This window comes from Anaerocolumna jejuensis DSM 15929 (assembly GCF_900142215.1).
GTDB classification, from domain to species: domain Bacteria; phylum Bacillota; class Clostridia; order Lachnospirales; family Lachnospiraceae; genus Anaerocolumna; species Anaerocolumna jejuensis.
Window position 1 is genome coordinate 477279 of the sequence record NZ_FRAC01000006.1, and the last position, 20107, is coordinate 497385.

The window sequence follows — 20107 nt, forward strand, 5'->3', positions numbered from 1 at the left end:
CTAAAGTTCTTTTAATTCTCATCACATTATTTTTGTTAGTGCAATGAATTAAATTACCCTAACTCTCCTTTCCGTAATTAAACAAAACCATTTGTAATTAAGTTAATTTTCTTCAGACATACTTATTGTATTTTAAAATAGATATCTTCGTCATAAGTATTAGTTCCCACTTTGCCAAATCTCAGATAATTTTCTGTATAATTAAGAACTGGCAATATAATATTTCCAGTCATTGTAAAGCTTACTGTGGAATCTAACTCAAGAGTACTCCACTTAAATTTGTCATTCATATTGCTTTGAAAACTGCCGTCAAAACCATCCAGTGTGTAAATGTTCAAATATGATTTGGAATCCTTTGCGTCAGTTACACCTGCAAGTATTGGTCTTATATAACGCTTGTAAACATTATTCTTATACTTACTAGCATCAGGCCCATTCTTTGCAAGCTCTATTATCTTTGCGTCTTTTACTTCCCAAGTTACGTTTATAAGCCTATAATCGTAATATTCAGCATTTTCTTCTTCAATGCTGCCTTTCACATAGCCGATATCTTTTAGCTCGACATCAGTCAAATCAGTAACCTTGTTTACTGTAATGCTAAACTCGCCGCTTAATTTATCGCCTATGCGAGAAAATGATTTATCATAGGTATATGTGCTTCCTAATGGTACTGGACTATCAAATGTAGCTGTTGATACCTTAGGACTTCCAAACAGTATTTTGGAAGCTGTTGTGGCATCATAGGTATCTGTCAGGTATGTCTGTATTTTATCTATCTGTACTTTCGTAAGGTCATCTACCTGTATTTCAGTTAACTTAGTCGCTGTGGTGTTCGTAGAATATGCATAAACGGTTTTACTCTTTGTCTTTAGATTAACTCCCAGTGTGCCTTTAGATACCGTTAAATCTGTTCCATCTGATGATGCTATTACACAAGAGATAAGAATGTAATACATCCTTGTTTTTGAGTCATACTTTTTGGTATACATTGGGGAAAATATCTTAATTTTTGTTGCATCCGGCACTGCATTAACTTTTATTGTAGACTTAGGATAAACATAGCTCTTTATTGCCGATGAACTGCCGCTTTCATATGCTTTTACGTATGCTTTTGCAATGGCGGTTTCTCTTGCTGTTAAGGCTGGTGCCGTTGCTGCAAAAGCAACTGAATTTGATGATAGTAAGATTGTTAGTAATAACACAATTGATAATTTTTTTTTCATATGGTTTTCTCCTATTTCTTATGTCTTTAATTATGATGCTTTTCAACAATATGTAATGTTATAAAAATAGCTATAAATTAAAAGTCAATCTTTACAGTGTTTATCATTACTATTAATTTATATCACCTCTGAACCTCTTGATTTTCCTAGCTTTACTTCTCCAAACTTTTTATCGTCGGGAAATATAGTACATACCTCCTTCGTTTAGAATACCCATATTATAGCAAAAAGTGAGTACTTTTGAAATAGAAAATTCCCAATATTTTGTGTAATATAACAAAAGGGAAAGGACACTACCCGGATATAGATGGTGTCCTTGCTTATCCCTATGATGTCATTCATCCTAAATCTATGTCATATTTAAGGCCTTGAACTGATAATACTATGTTATGTACAGTGGGTATACTTTTGTTACCTATTAATTCAATAAATCATTGAGCATCTTCCTTTTGTAAGTAAATATCAGTAATAGGCTCTCCATCATTTGCAATATCAGGTAATATCATATGTGAATAGCCTATTCTAAAATTACACTTATAGGTCAGTAATGTTTTATCTGAAAAACCTATATTAATTTTATTATGTCATACTGAGAGTAAACAACTATCCAAAGTTGCGGATAATAAATCATAATATTCCAAATTCCAGCACCATTAAGGTTTGTATCTATAATTAATTTATCCAAGGAATTAAAACTTCTTGAATCGAGATACCAAACTATATGTTCAGAAGTCAAATCTATTAACAGTTCTTTATAATAATAAGGCGTTTGTGATTCTTTATCAAAACCTATGATAGCATCAAAATTATAAGCTAAATCTAATGCTGAAAAAAGAGTAAGTGAATTTGCACCTGAACCGAGTTTAAATGGTAATTTCCAATCATATCCGACAATAGGTTTCCCAATAATTAATTTATTCTTTGATACACCAGATGATATTAGATAATCAACCAAAATACCAATATGATACATATTGCATACAGGTTTTGGTGGAGAATAATTTGTACCCCAAACAAAGTCTAAGAAAACAAAACCATCTACATAGTCATTAAAATTTGAATAGTTTACTTTTTCAAATATAATTTCATTGTTGGTTTCCTTAATCTTATAATTAATGGTAAGAAAGAATAGTAAGCCCTCTTGTTTAGCCCGATTAGATACTTTTTTTGTAAAATTCAAGAAAAGTGATTGAGTGTCTACATTTAAAAAATTAAATATTATATTAACACCATAATACCCTTTAACATGTATTATTTCTATGAACTTATCAATAAGTTTATCTTGATATTCCTCATTTAGTAAGGTTCTGATTGAAGTTTGATAATCAGGTACTCCTTGAGGTAGTAACGGAGTAATCAACATGAGAGGAATTACACCATATTCTTTTGATTTTATTATTACCTCACTATCATCTTGAAATGATATTATTTCACCATTTTCAGCAATTTGATAATTTAATATTGATATATAGGTCAAATTAGGTAAGGTTTTAAGTAAAGTATCTTGCATTATATGTGGATAAGCATACCCATTCATAGTAATGCCACCTATCGTATTATAGCTGATTACTAATTCTTCTCCTTGGTAAAGATATTGTCTGTCAGAAAGAAACGGATTATTTCTCAATAATTGCATGAGAGGGATATTGTAGGTATCTGCAATACTTTGTAATGTATCTCCCTGTTGTACTGTATGTGACTGCTTAGGAATTGCTATCACTATCGCTTGACCTATCACTAAGTTATATGGAAATATTAATCCATTATCCTGTGTTAATTTTTCAACAGAAATCCCATATTTATCTGCAATATAATAAATCGTATCTCCCTGTTGAACAATATATATATCCATAAATCACCCTAAATTACACTTTGTTATAATTATATGATAATAAAAATAAAAATTGAATATTTCACCATCATACACCGTATCATAAATCAAAAAGGACTTAACTGTTTTCACGGTCAAGCTCACTGAATATATCTTCATTTTGTTTTACTCGTATTCTCCGTTTATTCCTGTTTCCTCTCTAATAATCGACGTATGAATAGTGACATCCTATATGAGTAAGGGTTTGGTCTTTAAGGTGACGGTTCATTATCTTTCACAACCTTTTATCAGAGTATAACGCATCATATAGAAAAAAAGCGACTTTATTAAGTTTCTTTAACAAATTGTTCCTTATGCAGAAATCTGGCCATTATTACATTTTCCGTATCATTACTTAAGTATATGCTACATCCATATTTCTTTTTCTTATTGTAGAGTACAATGTTCCCTGACTTACCCCACACCTTTTACAAATCTCAGAAATTGAATACTCTTTACTGTCATACAGTGATAAAGCTATTTTCAAATCCTTTTTATTAACAGGTGGTCTACCTCCTACCCTCCCTCGAGCTCTCGATGCAGAAAGTCCATTTTGAGTTCTTTCCACTGTTAAATCACGTTCAAACTCAGCCAATGCGCATAAAAGTGTTGTTAGTAATCGCCCAACTGCAGTGGATGTATCAATTTGCTCTTTGGATGATACTAAAGTACAATCTAGTAGCATTAATCTCTCAATTAGTTCAAGCAGGTCTTTGGTTGACCTACCCAATCGCGACAATGATTCAATATATAAAGTGCTACTTCTGCCTAACTGTTTCTCATCTTCAATCTCTTTTAAAAGTCGGTCTAGCTGAGGTCTATGTTTCTTCGTACCCGTCATTTTTTCCATATATACATTTTCGTCATCAATTCCTAAATTCTTTGCCATATCTATCTGGCGAAGAAGGGATTGGGCTTCGGTGGAAACTCTTCCATAATAATATTTATTATTTTCCATTTTATCTACCTCCGTGAATTTCCAGTATTTGACTCTTCGCTGGGAGTCCATTATAATAAACGGTTGACTATTTGTAAATAGATTTTTATCAAAGTTTTTGTAATAATTTCATGCTTTTTTCAATGAAAAATGACTATCTAAATTTCGTTACAACAATTCATCGTTTTTTGTAATGGTATTATGACAATAAAAAAGGACTACCCTTGTATTAGCAGTAGTCCAATTTATTATTCTATCCAAATTATTTCTTTCATTATACTTTTATTTCAAAGTCCATTCTATCACTATAGTTATGTGCTTGATTAATGTTCGCTTTAAAGTATTCAAGACACCTGAAAAAGCCTTGGTTAATAAGTTCCTCGTACTGCTCACAGTGATTTCCAGTCAAAATATAAAACTTTTGCATTTGACCAAGTACTAAGGCAGTTGTTACATCACCATAGATAGCTCGGTCATAATTGTTGTAACTGACATAAAAACCATCATACACTTTTCCATTTACTTCTATTGGTGAATTATTCTCACCAACTATAGAATTATATTGTGCGAATGGAATACCATTCGCATTACCAACATTAACTGTACTAATCTCTCTCATAATAAATATCCTTCCTTCTTAAAATATGCTTTGGTTCTATCTGCTCGCGGTAACTCTCAGAACAATCATTATCCCAAGGAAACCTCATTTCTTCATCTGGCACTATTACCCTTAGCACTTCATCCTCGCTTTGGACTGATTTGGTTTTAAAAAAGTAAATAGGACAATCAAAAATACCCATCACTCTCTCACCATCTTCAACCATTAAACCTTTTACAATTTTCTCTGCAATCAAGTTTAGGTATTGCCCCAGAATCTCAGGTCGCAGGTGTAGGTTAATTTCAATTTCTAAGCTACCCCACTTATCTAATCCATGAGTGTGACCTGACAATAGGCCGGTGGTTTCATCCGGCACAATATGTATCTTCCAATCTCTTTTCATTCCTTTACCCACTTTCCGTTCTTTTTGAATTACATTGAAATACCAGACATAATCCTCAATTGATTGTTTTACTGCTATTTGGTGCTTACTATATAACCACTACAATTTTTTTAAGGCTCATTGATACCTAATTAATTAAGTATTAAAACTGTATCAATCAGATTGCTTAGGTCTTAATTAAGTGCCAAAATATTAATTTAGATTTTGCTTCATATTTTGCAGGTTTTAAGATGTTTTATTAATAAGTACCCTGACTTAACCTTAATTCTTTTTAAATCCTCAATTTTAGCCCTTTATTATGTAAGTTTCGGGCAACTTCGGGTCTAAGTATTGAAATATAGGTGTTGAGCATCAAACAATTTTTAAACTTACTCGATATTATGTAAGTTCCGGGCAGCTTCAAGCAAAAGCATATGAATTGAAGCTGTTTCTTCTATAATAATACATCCATAAATAGAATAAGGCTCTGCCAATAAGATAATACCCAGTAATAAAAGAGCTCTCCTACATTTCTTTTGCTCATCTTACCGTCCCGGTGTTGTAATTGCAATAATATTTCACCTTCATACCTAAACTTCTATTTATGCTCAATCTTTTATTATAATAGTGTGGTCTTTTATAAAAACAGTGTTGGGAGACTAAATGCTGCTTACACTCTTAGCATCTTAGTTAGGACTTTTATAATAACTGAGCTGGGAGACTAAAAGCTGCTTATACTCTTAGCATCTTAGTTAGGACTTTTATAATAACTGAGTTTGGATTATAAATACTACTTACACTTATAGCATCATAGTTTATAGATATATAATAACTGCATAATGTTTTATAATTTATGTCCATTGAATGATTTCAAAATTCTCAATTAAAGGTCTATATTATGTAAGTTATAACCAGTTTGACCACAAACCTATAACATATGGGCATAAAAATAGGTAGCAACTGCTTTCACAATGGCTACCCAGTCAATTATTCATCAATATTTTTTATGTAAGCCTCGGCATCTCGTGGTTCTACACCACCCAAAAGAAAATATAGCAGCTTACTCTTTGCTTCTGTCGCAGTAGCCGAGTCACTGTGAAGTACCCACTGTATGTACTGCAAATTCTCCTTATCCAACTTACTTAATCTACTTTGCATTGTTGAAAGGCTGTGATTATACAAAAATCTTAATTCTTTTTCGCAACTACTCAGGCTTCGAGTAGAATATTTTTGCTCTGGCAACAAATCAAGTAAAGTCTGTGGAAATATGTCGGTATCTTTGAGCAGTCCGGCAGTTTTATAAAACTGCAGTTGAGCTACCGCAACATCCCCGGCTTCAATCAATTTTAGAGTGTTTTGACCTATATGCTTTTGAAATTCCGAATTAGCATAATGCATTGACCCTCTTAGTCTATCATAAGTAGCACCATATACCTCCATAAGAAGTTTATAATCAAATCCATTAGTAATATACTGTTTGACCTTTTCCTTAAAATCTCTCTGTTTGAGCCATGTAAAACCCATTTCATATTCCTTTATCTCTGCTAATAAAGATAATTGAGCATCCAAATCCTCTTTATCTCCCTCACTACCTACTAATTTCTTTGTTTCATCAATCTGATTAATCAATCCATCCAAATGTTTAAAAGCCGAGTAGCCGCCTACTGCATATCCCATAATTATCACTCCATCCTCATAATATTTTGTCCAACATAGTACTATAATCTTTTATTTTTTTCCCAAAAAACCCACTTTTGAAGCCAATCTTTTATTTTTATGAAGAGGAAATAAAAATCAGCTCCTTTTGTCCAGCAAGTTTTCTACTACAAAGTAAGTTCGACTGTCCAATATTTATGCTTCCTAAAATCTCATTTCTGTAGTAAGGCAAAAGTAATTTATGAAATACTCTTACAGTATATTGCTATCACTTTGAGCCAAGTGAGGAAATACTTACTCAATATACCCATAATATATAATAAGGTAAAACTAATGGCTAACTCATCGGTTAGCCATTAGATACTTTTTATGCGAAGTCGCTTAAAACTTACATAATTTTGCTATTTTACTCTGGTTGCTGTAACATTGCCAATTAAGTACAATGCAAATTGTACTTTTTTAACTGTTATATATTGAGGATTGCCTTTCTCAGCAATAACAGCGGTAGACTGGATAAAGTCATCATTTCGGTCAATTGTAGTATCCGACATCATAATTGCTGCTCCAGAACCCACAATTTTATATTTTCCCGGCTTTATTTCGTAATTTACAAGGTACATTCCTCTTTGCAATGTCTTATCCTTTACTTTCTTAACTTTGGTCAAATCTACTGCAGTTACAGTTACCCCATGTGAGGTAAAATTGGTTGTACTATCCAATTTCATATATTCTTGCCAATCACCAAATGAATATAGCTCTCCTGTCTTTGTAAATTCTATATATTTACCAATAGTCTCATTATATCCCTCAACTGGTGTTATCTTATACAAAACTGACTTTTCGGCTGCTTTTACTGGGCTTGCTGTTGTTCCTAAAGTAAAAACCATTGCCACTGCAAGCATTACTGATAATAACTTCTTCATAATAATTACCTCTCTCTCTCATACATATAAATTTTATGTGCTTGTTTATGTAGTCACTTAATTTTGACAAAATAAAAGGACATCTCTAAATAATACCCTTTACAGGAATTATTACTAAATGTCCATTAACTCTATCTTAAATTACCAACACGGTAATTTATTCTTTTTCTTCTTTTAAACTCTCTGCAATTTCAATCAAATCAATACCCCACTCCTTAGCATATGTATATAGCGCTTGGGTTACCACATCACTCTCGGATTGTTGAGAGACCTCTTGCATAACTTCTGATACTTTTTTTGCTAAAGGTGTTACTCTTACTCCAACATTACATATCTTTTTAGGTTCCGTTTTATTTGCCATATCATCCTCCTCCCCTCCTCACCTATTATTGTAGCGGGTTATTAATCAGGAGTCAACAAAATGTTTTACACCTGTATATACACTTGTTATACATTTTTGTGTAATTTCAACGAAAAAATAGAATAAATAATTTTTTAAATTAAAAAATATTTTGGAAAATAAAACAGAGGGAAATGTAAATACCCTCCGTTTTATCTATCCTATTCATTAAAAACCACTTGTTGTACTATCTAAAGTAGTAGTATTGCTTACACCATAGGCCGGTTCTTTAGGTCCAAAATCACTACCTGTCCTACTGTTATGCTCAAAGTAAACTTTGACTGTTCCTAGACCAGTAATGCTTTTACTTGTCATTGTATAATTCAGTACATTATACCCTTTACTGATTTTATTAAAGAACTGAGCCTTATTAATTGGTGTTTCCAATCCCTTTACTGTCATTGGAATTCTATCAGTAAAGCCGGAAATAGGTAACTCATAAGTAGTTGTATATTCCATAACTACCAATGTAGTTGCATCTTCAAAATACCAACCTTTTCCTGTTGCTATATCAGATACACCACGTTCTTTGTTGGCCAGGGTTGCAAAATTGCTTTCAGTCAACTTATCTCCGGCACCACTTATTAAAGTCCTTAATGCTGTATCATCTTTATTACCTATCAGTTTCATACCCTCTAAGGCACTATAAAATTCCTTATCATTAGACTTAATACTTGCTATTGACTTGCCATCAACCTCTGTTAAAACACCACCACGAACTGTTAAGGTATGCTTTACAGTTGTATTATCTTTCTCTTTATAAGAAAGCTTATTTTTAACAGTTGCACCTGTATAAGCAACATTTGTTCCATTTGGTACTGCTATTTCAAGTTTCTCGGTTGCTGTTCCACTACTGAAATTATTAAAACTGCTTAATAAGGAAGTATGCGCTGCCTTTGGGTTATAATCCTCATTTCCCCATGTTGACTTTAATGTATCATTATCAATGTCTAAGGCATAGGATTTTACAGTTAAAAGACCTGCATTTTTACTACCTTTACTCTCAGAAACACTATTGTTTGTACTCAATACACTACCTTTTGCAAAAACTGGGTTTCCACCCAAACCTATTGCTTTTGCTTGTTTGGTTGCTTTTTGGTCTGTAACTTGTGAACCATCTACTTTTGTTGTTACATAGGCTGTATGGGTCAAGGTGTGGTAATCTACAGCTGTGATTTTTCTGCTTTGGGTACCGGCTGCAAAGAATATACTATCTTTACCACTGTCATCGCTAAACAGCATTGGTATTTCAGGATAAATAGTTAAATAACTTGCATTTTGCTTTGTTATCGTTGTTTTACCATTATCTTCTGTTTTTGCTGCTTTTACTTTCAAAACATCACTATTGTTGCTTGCCGCCTTATATCGGTCAAGGATTACCCTGATTTTATAATCTGCGCTTACATAACTCGCTGAAGCTGTCTCTGGAATAGTGGTACAGTTACATACATCATAGGAATAACTATCGTTCACATCGTCAGTAGGGTCACTATCTGCTACATGCACTGTATAATGTGAGTAATACCCATAATTATGATTATAAGTATCTTTATTTTTTATACTGTATGAAAGAGTATCTGTTTTACTAATGTTTGCATTATCCTTGTCTTTAAAAGTACTCTTTAATCCTGTACTTAAATCATAATCTGACAAAGTACTTTTGTCAGAGGAAGAAATAGTCCATGAAGCAATATTAATACCCGTTAAATCAGTACTCTTAATTGCATTTAATATACCTGCTACATCAACTGAAACACTTGGATTACTGTGAGAGATAGAATAACTACCCTTTGTCTTAGTTTTGCTATGTAGCCAATCTGAGTACTTCATATTGGCAGGTGTATTTGCTGTTGTTGTCACTTTACCATTTGGGTTTATTGTATCATATTTATATGTTCCAGATGGACTTAGTGTAGACCAATAAGCCTTATGGCCGGCATCCTGTGTTAATTTTAATGACATTGATGCAGAGTCACTATATTTCATGTCTGTATCATATTTGCTCAATCTCCATTCAGGTACTGCCAATTCACCATCGACAGGCGTTTTCTTGTCAATGCGCCATATAACATAAACATTCTCTTCTATATCCATGTTTGAAATTCCTGAAAAAGCTGTTCCCTTTTTTATAACTTGCGAATCAGTAGGAAAACTTTTAAGCAATGGTAATCCTTTTGCTGTTACCCACTTAACCAATTTAGCTTCTGTATAACCCTTTTTCTTTGTTAAATCATTTAATTGCGTTACATCCACTTTGATAGTGCCATCCTCTGCAACCTTTTGTGTTGATACCAGTTTCTGTTCCAAAACTTCTACCCTGCTTACAAATTCACCATCCTTATATCTATCCAAATAATTTTTTTGGGCTGGGTATGGTTGGATAATGTATCTTAAATAGATAACTCCATCTTCGCCTTTTTTCAATATACTCTCCAACTGTATGTCATCAGCATCTTTTATATAAGTTGCTTTGCTGTATAACCCAGATGCATCCGCTATACCTAATACATACTGCAAAAACTTTTTAGCTGTCTCTGGTTTTTTCGCCAAATCTTTATAGTAAGTATAAGCATCGTCAAATCCAAATAATGTTAAGGCTTCTGTAAAAACTAACTGCATCTGCGCTCTTATAACATCCTTTTGCGCTGTACTTGCTGATTTTAGCTTACCAGATAATTCGGAATACTCATCAATTAAATCTAAATAGGTCTCATAATCAGTCTTTGCAATCAAACCGTTTTCAAGAGCATATATTAGTCTAACTTTTAGATTAAAAGCATATGACCATATATCATCTGCAGTTGCTGAAATTTCTTTTTTAGTACTAATATTTTGAGGTAGTTCTCCGTCCCATTTTACATTTTTAACAGATGATTTTTGTGTTAAATCTATTGGGCTTGTAATAATATCGTTTAAATAAGCACTACCATATAAAGGAACTGTTACCACATCAGAAGCCAAAAATGATTCTAAATTACTGCGGTCAATATAACTTGTACCTGCTGCACCAACTTGAGTATACCCAACAGTTCCATCGGTCTGGATATCAGCTTTAACATAAGTGGCAATTACTTTTACCCTTTCATTGTTTAGTCTCTGAGGATTTATTGTCCCTACTCCCATGCTCTTATATATCTTTCCTGATTTACCTAATTGTTTTACAATTTCAGCTTTATCAGCAGTTTTCGTACTTTTATCATAGTGTACCTCATAAGGAGTTCCTTTTTTAACTTTTGGGTCCAGATATTTACCTGTTGACTTATCCCAATTGTTAGCAGACATATTTAAAGCTGCATCTTCTTGGTCCAGAAGGTACATTGGATTTGCTAAGTACTCATATACTAAATTTAGCATATCAACTAGTTTAGTATGAGTATAATTCTTTGATTCACCTAATTTAATCATATCCCTTAAAGTCACAATCATTGAATTACCATCAATAACAGCAAATACCTCTGGTTCGATGAATATTTTATACCATCCATACTCTACACCATTATTAGTCTTATATGCACCTGATGCAAAGTCTTCTGAAGAAATTTCGTAACCACAAAGCTTTGTTATTGCTGGAATATTCTTAAAATCAGGATTATCTTTATAATCGTCCCCCATAAACCATTTTAGCCAAGATTCAGCATCTCCTGATAAGGGGTCTGGCATATCAACAATTACTTTTTCAGATGTATCTTTATATTCAAACTTATCTTTTGAAGCATTAATATAGCTAAAAGAAGCACCCACACCATTCATATAATCAAAAATACTTTTCCCTGTATAATACTCAACTTTATAACTATTTGGTATCCCTTTAGGTATAAAGTCAGTTGTGTTACCCAATTTTTTTACTAAACTAGAATCTTTAAAGGCTTCCTCGTTCCCTTTTGCCCAATATACAGATATCCTAACTCCTGAACTCTGTGTGGTGAATTTCCAACTATCACTACCATTTCCTGTACTTCCACCTGAATCCCCACCATCCATATTACCACCTTCACCAGCAAATACCGTATTTATTGGCAATATGGTTAAAATCATACATAAAATTAAAACCATTGAAAATATCTTCTTTAACATTGCTACTCCCCCTTTAATTACTTAAAATTTCACTACCTCGGTCCATCCCATTCCCAAGAGCCACCAAAAGCTTCAGCATTATAGACAGTCCAAAATCCTACACGTTGGTTTGCTTTAGGATTCTTTACCTTTTCAGCAAGTTTTCCTTCATATTCTGAAATAAGTAACCAATCCTTCTGAAAATACCCTACACCTGTTTTTTTATCTATCAGATAAGGACTTCCTAGGTAAGTATAATCATCATTCCAAACGTCGCCACATACTCCATCTTTTATTACTCCTTTTGCTGTTATCATATTGCCATATAAGTCCTTTACTTTACTATAAATAACAGTATATCCGTTAATTGTTATGCCCTTTAAAATTGTCTTCTTGCCATCTTTGTCGATAAATGTATCACCCGGAATAGGGAGCGGTCTATTTTTATCAGACCATTTTAATGTCATTACTGCTCTAGTCTCCACTGATTGTACAGGTATCTTAACCTTACTCATATCTTTTCTTGCTTTAACATTGATTACCCTGTAAATAACTGTTACTGCGCTGCCACGAGTAACCTTTGCAGAAGGATTAAATGTATAATCACTAGAACCTGTTATAATACCCTCTGAGTACACTATTTTTACTGACTCTTGATACTCAGAACCAATTTTTGAGTAATCTGGTATTAATCTATCAATCCCATAAATCATATCTGTATCTTCTTTTAAAACTATACTTAGAGCTCTTGATGTCCATAAAGCCATATCCTTTTTGGTCATAGACTTAGCATAATTCTCTGATTTCAGCTCATCGGCTTTAACAACTCCTGATTTAAAGGCTTCTTTCATAATCGCAGAAGACCAATCACTACCCTTTGTGGCTCTACTCAATTTTGGATTGATGGCTCTCATTAACATACTTACAAACTTCGCATTAGTGATATTAGTTGTTGCTTTGAAATTACCATCTGTGTAACCCCCAATTGTACCTTTCTTAGCTAAGTAGTTTACTGCAGTGTAATAGGTACTGCCGGATTTTACATCTTTGAAAGATGTTGGATAACTTGCTTTAGTAGCAAGTAAAGTTACATTAGTCTGTGTCTCTGTATCTACGGATACTGCCCCAAATGCAATCAAAGCTGCTTTCGCTTTTGCCAAACCATCTGCGTTTTCTTCCGTTTTTACTACTGTTTTTATAATGCTATCAGCCTTTTTTACTACTGCTAAAACGTCGGCTGATGCTGATTTTCCACTTGCAGAAACAGCTTGTGATAATGTATTAAGCTCTGTTGCCAACTCAATAAGGATTGCATTTGTAACAATACCCTCTCTCTGCATAGTCTGAATTTGACTTAAAACATACTCTGTGTTATAAGTGTAGTTTTCTGGATTCTGCATATAATTCTCTGAAATATTTAGCCTTACATCAAGCGTTGTATCTTTGTTACTTGCTGCCTGCGCTGGAACTGTTGCCCCGCCTGCTAATGATGTCAAGATTAAAGAACCAACCAAAATTTTATTCATAACCATAGCAAAAGAAACCTTAGCCTTTCTATCTCTCCTATGCTCTGTTGTCATATAAGCATCATTTTGTAAACCTTCTGTTTTCATGGTTTTTACCCCTTTCGATTTCAAATTATTTTTACTGCTCATTTATAACTCTCTACTGTTACCATAAACCATAAACTCTAAGCAGGCTGTCAAATAAACCTTTATAGTGATATGATTTATGTCAACTGTTTGCTTAATCCTCAAATACTCTTTCTTTTTAAACTTAGCTTGCTTCTTAATTTTACCTTTGTTTTTCTTCAGATACCCACTACTTAATACCAAATCACCATATAACCTCTCACTCTCTCTGACACACTCTGAAAATTTCATATCATTCTTCAGACCAAATTCTATAATGTCATCATACAATTTTTCGGACAATACCACATTTATTTTCTGCTTATAACCCTCAGTTGCCATTTCCCCCACATCCCTCCTTGCTTTATATTTAGTATAATTTTTTCTGTCCACTTTTGTATGGACAACTGTCCATACAAAATAATTTATGTGATATTTTATTCTACCGTCCCAATATTCCTTTTCCACTCCCCAATAAAATTTTTAGGCAAGAGAAAAGCAGTTGGTAATCGGCCAACTGCTTGAAGTAAGGGTATTTCATAAAGAAATTATAACAATTTTGAGGTAGCAATAAAAAAACATTAGAGGAAGTAGATACAACGAAAATCTGCACTTGTTCATCCGAACACTATACCCTCTGTGACATTTTATTACACTCTTAGTGTAACGCGGGTTATAATAAAAAGCAACGGGGTTAGTATAAATAATTACTTTCTAAGCCTTGTAAATACAGAATTACATTGTAACTCCAATATAAACTTTACTAAAAAAATGAGAGGTAATATCTGTTTAAGGATATTACCTCTCTATCTATGTACTGGGGAATAAAATAGATTACAGAACTATTATATCGTGTTAACTACCCATACATCAAGCGTTATATTATTAACCATCTATTACACTATACCACTTGCTAAACTTAATACCCATCCTATCAAACCACTCATTTCTCCCGCAATTAACCATAAGAGAGCTATTGATAATACTATATATGTAGTTGCTCTACGTTTTAAATACATAACATAGGCATTTTTATATACCTCTAAATTCTTTTCGACTTCTCTTACTGTTGATAGAGCCTCATGAGATACACCAAATGGTTTCTTGCCACCACTTTTTTCATCCTGTGTTTCTCTCCATACTGGTAACCCAATATAGGCCAAATCAAAAATTGTTGAACTTATAACCATAATAATTATCACTACAGAGCCTAAACCAAAGAAGACTCTTATAACTGACATAAATGGAGCTAACCACTTATATGCTGTGAATATATCTGCCTTTGTATTATCAAATACCATTGGCAACATCATAGCCGCAACATCTGAATCGCTTTCCTGTATCTCGTTCATGATTTCTTGTTGAGTATCTGCAGAAATTGAGGACTCTTTAAGAGAATTTACAAATGCAAATAAAGCCTTTCTTGCTTCTTTTTGATTTGCTCTCTTAAATTCCTTTTCATCAAATACTATACTGTTTTCGCCATTATACTCAAAAATTTTTGCTGTCTTTGTTCCATCTGCATTTTTATCTGTACTCTTGATAACTACTTCACTTGTACTACTTGATTCTGTTCCATTTGCTTCAGATGCTTCCTTTATAGCTGCTTCTATATCTCCTTTATCATTAGCAGAAATAGGAATATTTGTTTCTGCAAATATAGAAAACATAGAACTAGAAAGAAGCATTGATAATATTAATAATAAACTAACTCTACTAATTGTCTGTTTCATACTCATAATAATTACCCCCTCATTGGTTAAATACTAATACCTGTTATAAAGTTTAAAATTTTCATTCCTAACTTAATACCCAAGTCTGTGAACACTGTTGATGTGAATAAAATCACACAGACTCCAAACATACTTAGAAATATTGCTCTTTTCTTCAAGTAACCTATTATCATGTTTTTGGGTGCTGTTGGCATACCACCAATAGCTACTCCGCCTTTTGACTCCATACAAGCTGCTATTGCTTCATCAGATACCCACCTTCCGAGAGAAGAAAAGCCTCCTCCGGGTTCATTGCCTTGCATTCCCCGGCCATTCATCGAAGGGTTACTTTCTATACCCATTCCTCTTGGACTTCCCATTTGAGGTTGTCCACCATATGAACCACCGTCCAAAATATCTCTTACTGGTGGAAAAGCTATATAAAGTAAATCCAAAACTGAAACAGCCATCATAAGAAGTGCGGTAATACCTAAGATAACTGCCATTGTAAAATTCATTATTTTAGCGAATGGTTGTATAAAAACTTGTGCTTCTTTAATATCTTCCGCCTTCGGACCGGCTTCACCAAACATATCACCTACTGCTTTTGCAGTTGTATCCTGCTCTACAGTGGTCTGTTTATCTTGTGTAGGTTCTGTTGATACTTGAGTCTCTGTATCCACACCGTTTAAATCACTTGCATATATACCCCCAGAACTAAATAACATCATTATCGCTACTAATATAAATAATCTCTTACCCATCCTCATTTTTAACACCTACCCCGCTATCTGCTTTGGTTTCTTACCATCTCTCCACTCTTTGTATGCTTCGATGTCTTTTTTACATCTGTCATATGTAAATTTAAAAACTGCTATATCATCAAAAGCTCCCGGTATTAGGTCCGGTGCCGCTATATAAACTACTGCAGTTGCAATACCTATTATTGTGCTTGCAGGAACTTCACGATATTTACCCGTCACATAATCCAAAACCATCGAACCAAGAACCAAAAAATCTTGTACTATACCTCCAATACCCGGTATATGTGCCACTGCATCCTCAAATTTTCGCAATACTTTTTTAGCTTCTTGCTCGTTACCCAAAATCTTTTTGGCCTTTTTATTACCTATTTCCTTAACCTCTTTTTGGCTTAGACTATAGATAAAAACAACATCCGGCTTGACTTTGTTATCCTTCGTTATTGCTGCATATGCTGTCCTTGAACCCTTTATTTTAAATAACTCTCTACTATCTTGCTTACCACTTATATAATGAGCTAATATCCTACAACTATAATTCCCTTTTGCAGTACCCTGTTCCCCATCCACTCTAAATCTCTCAGCGCGGTAAGTATTATCCTTTGATAACTGGTATTTACTCTTTGCCGGAAAACAACGTTTAGAGATTATGATGGCCTTATTGAATGCTTTTTTTTCGCCACCTACCTTATCTACTATTGCTATCATCTCTGATTGGTCATCTAACTTAAAATTCAACTTATAAATCATATTTACCTCCCCCTCTACTACTGCACTCGGATTGCATAGCCTTCATTTATTAAGCGTTCTTGTTCTGCCTTATCAATGTAGGTTTTTCTCATCGGTCTGCCAGAAACATTTACAACCCCGGCAGTATAACTTAATACCCCAGACTCACAAATTTTTGCTATCCTACAAACCTCTTTGGAATAATCCACATTTTTATTGGCAGGTAAATATACCTCATTCTTTTTAATTACTTGGTCATTCGAGTCCTTAAACTTTATAATCATGCTGTCCTTAACCTGTTCATTTCCAAAATACTCTTTTGTACGTACTAATCTAAAATGCACATCCTCTAAAACCTTACCCTTATGAACACTGTCTTTAGGTGTTACTACTGTTGGTCTATTTAAACCACTTGCAAATCTACGGTTATTAACACCTGCTTGTACATTTCTTAATGCAAGAGTAACTTGACCTGCTACCCCACTCATATATCCGTTGTTATACACAGTATTTTCCTCCTCTCTTATACACTATCTGATTTTCTCTGTTGTAATCTTCTGCCTGTCTCTCGGTGTAATATCTATGACCACTCTGTTTTGAAACATGATGAGGTATGATAATCCCCATATCCTCATACTTTTTTACTGTAGAAATAGCTAACCCCACCTTCTTTGAAAACTCACCAATTCTTATATACTTTTCAATATCAACCTCTCGAATCTCGCCCATAAAACCACCTCTCTATCCTTGCTACTTAATATAGTTTTTTATGTCCATATAACTCCGTGAAATAATTTGATATGTCCCTTTCGTTGAAAAAAACTGTAGAGTCTAAAAAAATGGAAATGTCAGAAATACTGGATTAGTCATTTAGGCAAAAAAAAAATAGAGCCTACAATGGCTCTACTTCTTGATTTATCTATGTTTTTAAAACTTCTTGATGTTCCTCATCCTCTTTGCATATCGTACCTCTGGACTTAAATCAAATCTTAAGTATAAGAAAAACTCATCTATTAGGCTTAGTCTAAAAAATATAACCCCATGTTGTTTATGATAGCTAACCATAATTATCACCATCCTCTTTCAGGGAATTTTTGGTTATATCAATTATAATTCCAACACCCTCTATATATCCTATAACTGCTCATTATATCCTACATGTGTACAACAACTGAAAAAAGAGCCTGTGAAAGGCTCTCTCTCATATACCCTATATGTAATCTATTTACCTCGTTTAAAGCCCGGTAGCACCAGTTGTAGCTTATCTAGGTTACCCTCTAGCTGCTCTACAAAATCTATATCAGTATCATATGACACATAGGTTGCTATCATTACTGCTCTCTGCGCCATCTTTAGATGCTCAGGATTATTAATACTTCTCAGGTAGGTTGATAATTCAAGGACTGCCTTACCCCATGCAAGGCTCATTCTATCAATTTCGCCTATAGTGTCAGCATCAATCCAGTCTCGGACTGTTTGTGTTTCTTTACCACCGCAAGTTATTTGCTGTAGGAAATACATATACCCTTCATCAGAACCCGGCATATGGTAGCGCCCCAATGGATAGATTCTGCAACTAATTGGTTTACAAGTCCCGTGTAAGGTACATTTACCCATCCGTAGGAATCTGCAACTGCCATCCCCGGTTCTCCTACGGATGGACATTATAGGTAGCCTACTGTCGGAACCGTGGTAGTACTCGCAGTTATCTTTAATAACCTCTGAAATAGGCTGATTAAAGTGTTTGGCTATCCTAAAGATGTCAAAAGGATTAAGGATAATAGTATCATTATTTTTACAGCACTGCCCTTTACAGGATTCCAAACAGGAAAATTGGAAAATATCATCTAAGCCTAATTGTCTTTTCCTCATATCTTCTATAAACTTCTCGTCATACCCCATTATTTCGCACCTTCTTTCTTCTGATTTTGGATAAAAGTCAATTCTTCTTTGAGGTACATTTCAAGAGCACTTCGTACAACCGCAGATTTGTCCTTATCCCCACCTTCACGCTGTGTTCTCAGTAGGATAGCAGCGATTTGATTTTCACTTATATAGTAACTCATCGGTTTAGTAGCAACTCCTTCAGCCTTGCCCCTCCAGCGCTTGTAGCTACGCTCATTGCGCTTTTTCTTGGTTTCTTCTTTACTTCCAACAGCACCCATTTTATATGTAGTAGTGGGTTCTTTGGTTTCAGCTTTTTCAACTACCCTGTCTTCTTTATCCTGTTCTACTACTCTATTTAATCCAAGCATAGCCTTCAGAGGGCTTTGTTTTACCTGTCTTTCTGCTCTTTCTAACATAATTATTTATCCTCCTCAACCATAGTTATTATTTTATCTGCAATGCTCTGATACTCTAAGCTAATTTTGGTTTTTGGTGCTTCAAGCACCGCACAAGAACCTATTCTAACGAATTTCTTAGCTGCCGAAGCTCGTGGAATTACGCCCAATACTGTGTGATTTTCTTTCAAATCCTCTAAAACTACCTTGTCTTCGCTAATTCTGCTATCATACATAGTGGCAACAACCCCAAGTATTTTAAGGTTTTCATTAATTTCTTCTGTAAGTTCAGAAACCGTGTCATTGAAAAGTTGAAATGCAAAGTGGCTTAACCTTGATACCTCTGCCGGAATGAGTAAATAATCTGCACAACTGATACAGTTAATTGGTAACAATGATAAAGAAGGTTGACTGTCTATTAATATAAAATCATAGTAATCTTTTATATACCCAAGTGCCTTTTTGAGCTTATACTCGCGATTTTGCGCTTGGAATAAGTTCATCTCCACAGAGGCCAGCATCGGGGTACTCGGTATTATGTTAATATCTAAACCCTCAATACCCAAATCATAAATCGCATCTGCTATATGCTCTGTAGCCTTACTATCAAATAATGTAGTAATGTTGTATTCCATCTGCATGGGGTCTATTCCTACACTCTGGCTTAAAGAACTTTGACTGTCTGCATCCACCATCAAAATTTTGAAATTTCTTTTTGCTAAAGATACAGCAAGATTATAAGTTAAGGTACTCTTACCAACCCCACCTTTCTGATTTCCTACTGCGATTATTTTACCCATACTTTCTTCCTCCATAACTCTCTATTTTTATTGATTACTCAACTATGATGTCATATGTGCTATATACACGGTATACCGCGTTGCAGTCAGGATATCCATAACTTTTTGACATCAAAACTCAAGTTTGTGAGAATGCTACGATTGCAGGGT

General features: G+C 34.1%; 19 protein-coding genes. All 19 read right to left on the reverse strand.

The features are described 5' to 3' along the window. Positions 1-122: 122 nt before the first annotated feature. On the reverse strand, positions 123-1223 hold the full coding sequence (locus BUB77_RS02150; RefSeq protein ID WP_073272455.1) for a hypothetical protein: 1101 nt from the start codon (positions 1221-1223) through the stop codon (positions 123-125). A gap of 565 nt (positions 1224-1788) precedes the next feature. Continuing rightward, entirely contained in the window at positions 1789-3075 is a 1287-nt protein-coding gene (locus BUB77_RS02155) for a LysM peptidoglycan-binding domain-containing protein (protein WP_073272457.1), read from the reverse strand. A gap of 373 nt (positions 3076-3448) precedes the next feature. Then, a complete protein-coding gene (locus tag BUB77_RS02160; RefSeq protein ID WP_073272459.1) occupies positions 3449-4051 on the reverse strand; it encodes a recombinase family protein in 603 nt (200 codons plus the stop codon). 253 nt (positions 4052-4304) lie between these two features. Continuing rightward, positions 4305-4649, reverse strand: a complete 345-nt coding sequence (locus BUB77_RS02165) for a hypothetical protein (RefSeq protein WP_073272461.1) — start codon at positions 4647-4649, stop codon at positions 4305-4307. Next, positions 4636-5031, reverse strand: coding sequence for a hypothetical protein (locus BUB77_RS02170; protein WP_073272462.1), 396 nt, complete (start codon positions 5029-5031; stop codon positions 4636-4638). Before BUB77_RS02170 ends, BUB77_RS02165 begins: the two co-directional genes overlap by 14 nt. A 966-nt stretch (positions 5032-5997) precedes the next feature. Continuing rightward, the gene (locus BUB77_RS02175) at positions 5998-6687 is read right to left on the reverse strand and encodes a hypothetical protein (protein WP_073272463.1); all 690 of its coding nucleotides are present in this window, start codon (positions 6685-6687) and stop codon (positions 5998-6000) included. A gap of 380 nt (positions 6688-7067) precedes the next feature. Next, a complete protein-coding gene (locus BUB77_RS02180) occupies positions 7068-7589 on the reverse strand; it encodes a hypothetical protein (protein WP_073272465.1) in 522 nt (173 codons plus the stop codon). Positions 7590-7746: 157 nt separating this feature from the next. Beyond that, positions 7747-7950, reverse strand: a complete 204-nt coding sequence (locus BUB77_RS02185; protein WP_073272466.1) for a hypothetical protein — start codon at positions 7948-7950, stop codon at positions 7747-7749. Positions 7951-8157: 207 nt separating this feature from the next. Further along, complete coding sequence (locus tag BUB77_RS02190; protein WP_073272467.1) at positions 8158-12063, reverse strand: hypothetical protein; 3906 nt, start codon at positions 12061-12063, stop codon at positions 8158-8160. A gap of 32 nt (positions 12064-12095) precedes the next feature. Beyond that, positions 12096-13697 (reverse strand): S-layer homology domain-containing protein, encoded by a 1602-nt coding sequence (locus BUB77_RS02195; RefSeq protein WP_073272469.1) that lies wholly within the window; start codon positions 13695-13697, stop codon positions 12096-12098. Next, positions 13698-14141 (reverse strand): hypothetical protein, encoded by a 444-nt coding sequence (locus BUB77_RS02200; RefSeq protein ID WP_139241081.1) that lies wholly within the window; start codon positions 14139-14141, stop codon positions 13698-13700. Between the two features lie 428 nt (positions 14142-14569). Continuing rightward, positions 14570-15406 (reverse strand): hypothetical protein, encoded by an 837-nt coding sequence (locus tag BUB77_RS02205; RefSeq protein ID WP_139241082.1) that lies wholly within the window; start codon positions 15404-15406, stop codon positions 14570-14572. Between the two features lie 26 nt (positions 15407-15432). Next, a complete protein-coding gene (locus BUB77_RS02210; protein ID WP_139241083.1) occupies positions 15433-16149 on the reverse strand; it encodes a hypothetical protein in 717 nt (238 codons plus the stop codon). Between the two features lie 15 nt (positions 16150-16164). Continuing rightward, the gene (locus tag BUB77_RS02215) at positions 16165-16896 is read right to left on the reverse strand and encodes a hypothetical protein (protein ID WP_073272474.1); all 732 of its coding nucleotides are present in this window, start codon (positions 16894-16896) and stop codon (positions 16165-16167) included. 17 nt (positions 16897-16913) lie between these two features. After that, complete coding sequence (locus BUB77_RS02220; protein ID WP_073272476.1) at positions 16914-17381, reverse strand: hypothetical protein; 468 nt, start codon at positions 17379-17381, stop codon at positions 16914-16916. Then, on the reverse strand, positions 17374-17604 hold the full coding sequence (locus tag BUB77_RS02225; RefSeq protein ID WP_073272478.1) for a MerR family DNA-binding transcriptional regulator: 231 nt from the start codon (positions 17602-17604) through the stop codon (positions 17374-17376). The genes BUB77_RS02220 and BUB77_RS02225 overlap by 8 nt, the downstream gene beginning before the upstream one ends. 492 nt (positions 17605-18096) lie before the next feature. Continuing rightward, the gene (locus tag BUB77_RS02230; protein WP_073272480.1) at positions 18097-18777 is read right to left on the reverse strand and encodes a YkgJ family cysteine cluster protein; all 681 of its coding nucleotides are present in this window, start codon (positions 18775-18777) and stop codon (positions 18097-18099) included. Beyond that, complete coding sequence (locus BUB77_RS02235) at positions 18777-19178, reverse strand: hypothetical protein (RefSeq protein ID WP_073272482.1); 402 nt, start codon at positions 19176-19178, stop codon at positions 18777-18779. Before BUB77_RS02235 ends, BUB77_RS02230 begins: the two co-directional genes overlap by 1 nt. 2 nt (positions 19179-19180) lie before the next feature. Then, a complete protein-coding gene (locus BUB77_RS02240; protein WP_170866557.1) occupies positions 19181-19957 on the reverse strand; it encodes a ParA family protein in 777 nt (258 codons plus the stop codon). Positions 19958-20107: the final 150 nt, after the last annotated feature.

What these genes read in the sequence shown, in the direction of transcription:
- BUB77_RS02150 (WP_073272455.1), bottom strand. Translation starts at nt 1,223, where the DNA reads ATGAAAAAAAAATTATCAATTGTGTTATTACTAACAATCTTACTATCA.
- BUB77_RS02155 (WP_073272457.1), bottom strand. Translation starts at nt 3,075, where the DNA reads ATGGATATATATATTGTTCAACAGGGAGATACGATTTATTATATTGCA.
- BUB77_RS02160 (WP_073272459.1), bottom strand. Translation starts at nt 4,051, where the DNA reads ATGGAAAATAATAAATATTATTATGGAAGAGTTTCCACCGAAGCCCAA.
- BUB77_RS02165 (WP_073272461.1), bottom strand. Translation starts at nt 4,649, where the DNA reads ATGAGAGAGATTAGTACAGTTAATGTTGGTAATGCGAATGGTATTCCA.
- BUB77_RS02170 (WP_073272462.1), bottom strand. Translation starts at nt 5,031, where the DNA reads ATGAAAAGAGATTGGAAGATACATATTGTGCCGGATGAAACCACCGGC.
- BUB77_RS02175 (WP_073272463.1), bottom strand. Translation starts at nt 6,687, where the DNA reads ATGGGATATGCAGTAGGCGGCTACTCGGCTTTTAAACATTTGGATGGA.
- BUB77_RS02180 (WP_073272465.1), bottom strand. Translation starts at nt 7,589, where the DNA reads ATGAAGAAGTTATTATCAGTAATGCTTGCAGTGGCAATGGTTTTTACT.
- BUB77_RS02185 (WP_073272466.1), bottom strand. Translation starts at nt 7,950, where the DNA reads ATGGCAAATAAAACGGAACCTAAAAAGATATGTAATGTTGGAGTAAGA.
- BUB77_RS02190 (WP_073272467.1), bottom strand. Translation starts at nt 12,063, where the DNA reads ATGTTAAAGAAGATATTTTCAATGGTTTTAATTTTATGTATGATTTTA.
- BUB77_RS02195 (WP_073272469.1), bottom strand. Translation starts at nt 13,697, where the DNA reads ATGAGCAGTAAAAATAATTTGAAATCGAAAGGGGTAAAAACCATGAAA.
- BUB77_RS02205 (WP_139241082.1), bottom strand. Translation starts at nt 15,406, where the DNA reads ATGAAACAGACAATTAGTAGAGTTAGTTTATTATTAATATTATCAATG.
- BUB77_RS02210 (WP_139241083.1), bottom strand. Translation starts at nt 16,149, where the DNA reads ATGGGTAAGAGATTATTTATATTAGTAGCGATAATGATGTTATTTAGT.
- BUB77_RS02215 (WP_073272474.1), bottom strand. Translation starts at nt 16,896, where the DNA reads ATGATTTATAAGTTGAATTTTAAGTTAGATGACCAATCAGAGATGATA.
- BUB77_RS02225 (WP_073272478.1), bottom strand. Translation starts at nt 17,604, where the DNA reads ATGGGCGAGATTCGAGAGGTTGATATTGAAAAGTATATAAGAATTGGT.
- BUB77_RS02230 (WP_073272480.1), bottom strand. Translation starts at nt 18,777, where the DNA reads ATGGGGTATGACGAGAAGTTTATAGAAGATATGAGGAAAAGACAATTA.
- BUB77_RS02235 (WP_073272482.1), bottom strand. Translation starts at nt 19,178, where the DNA reads ATGTTAGAAAGAGCAGAAAGACAGGTAAAACAAAGCCCTCTGAAGGCT.
- BUB77_RS02240 (WP_170866557.1), bottom strand. Translation starts at nt 19,957, where the DNA reads ATGGGTAAAATAATCGCAGTAGGAAATCAGAAAGGTGGGGTTGGTAAG.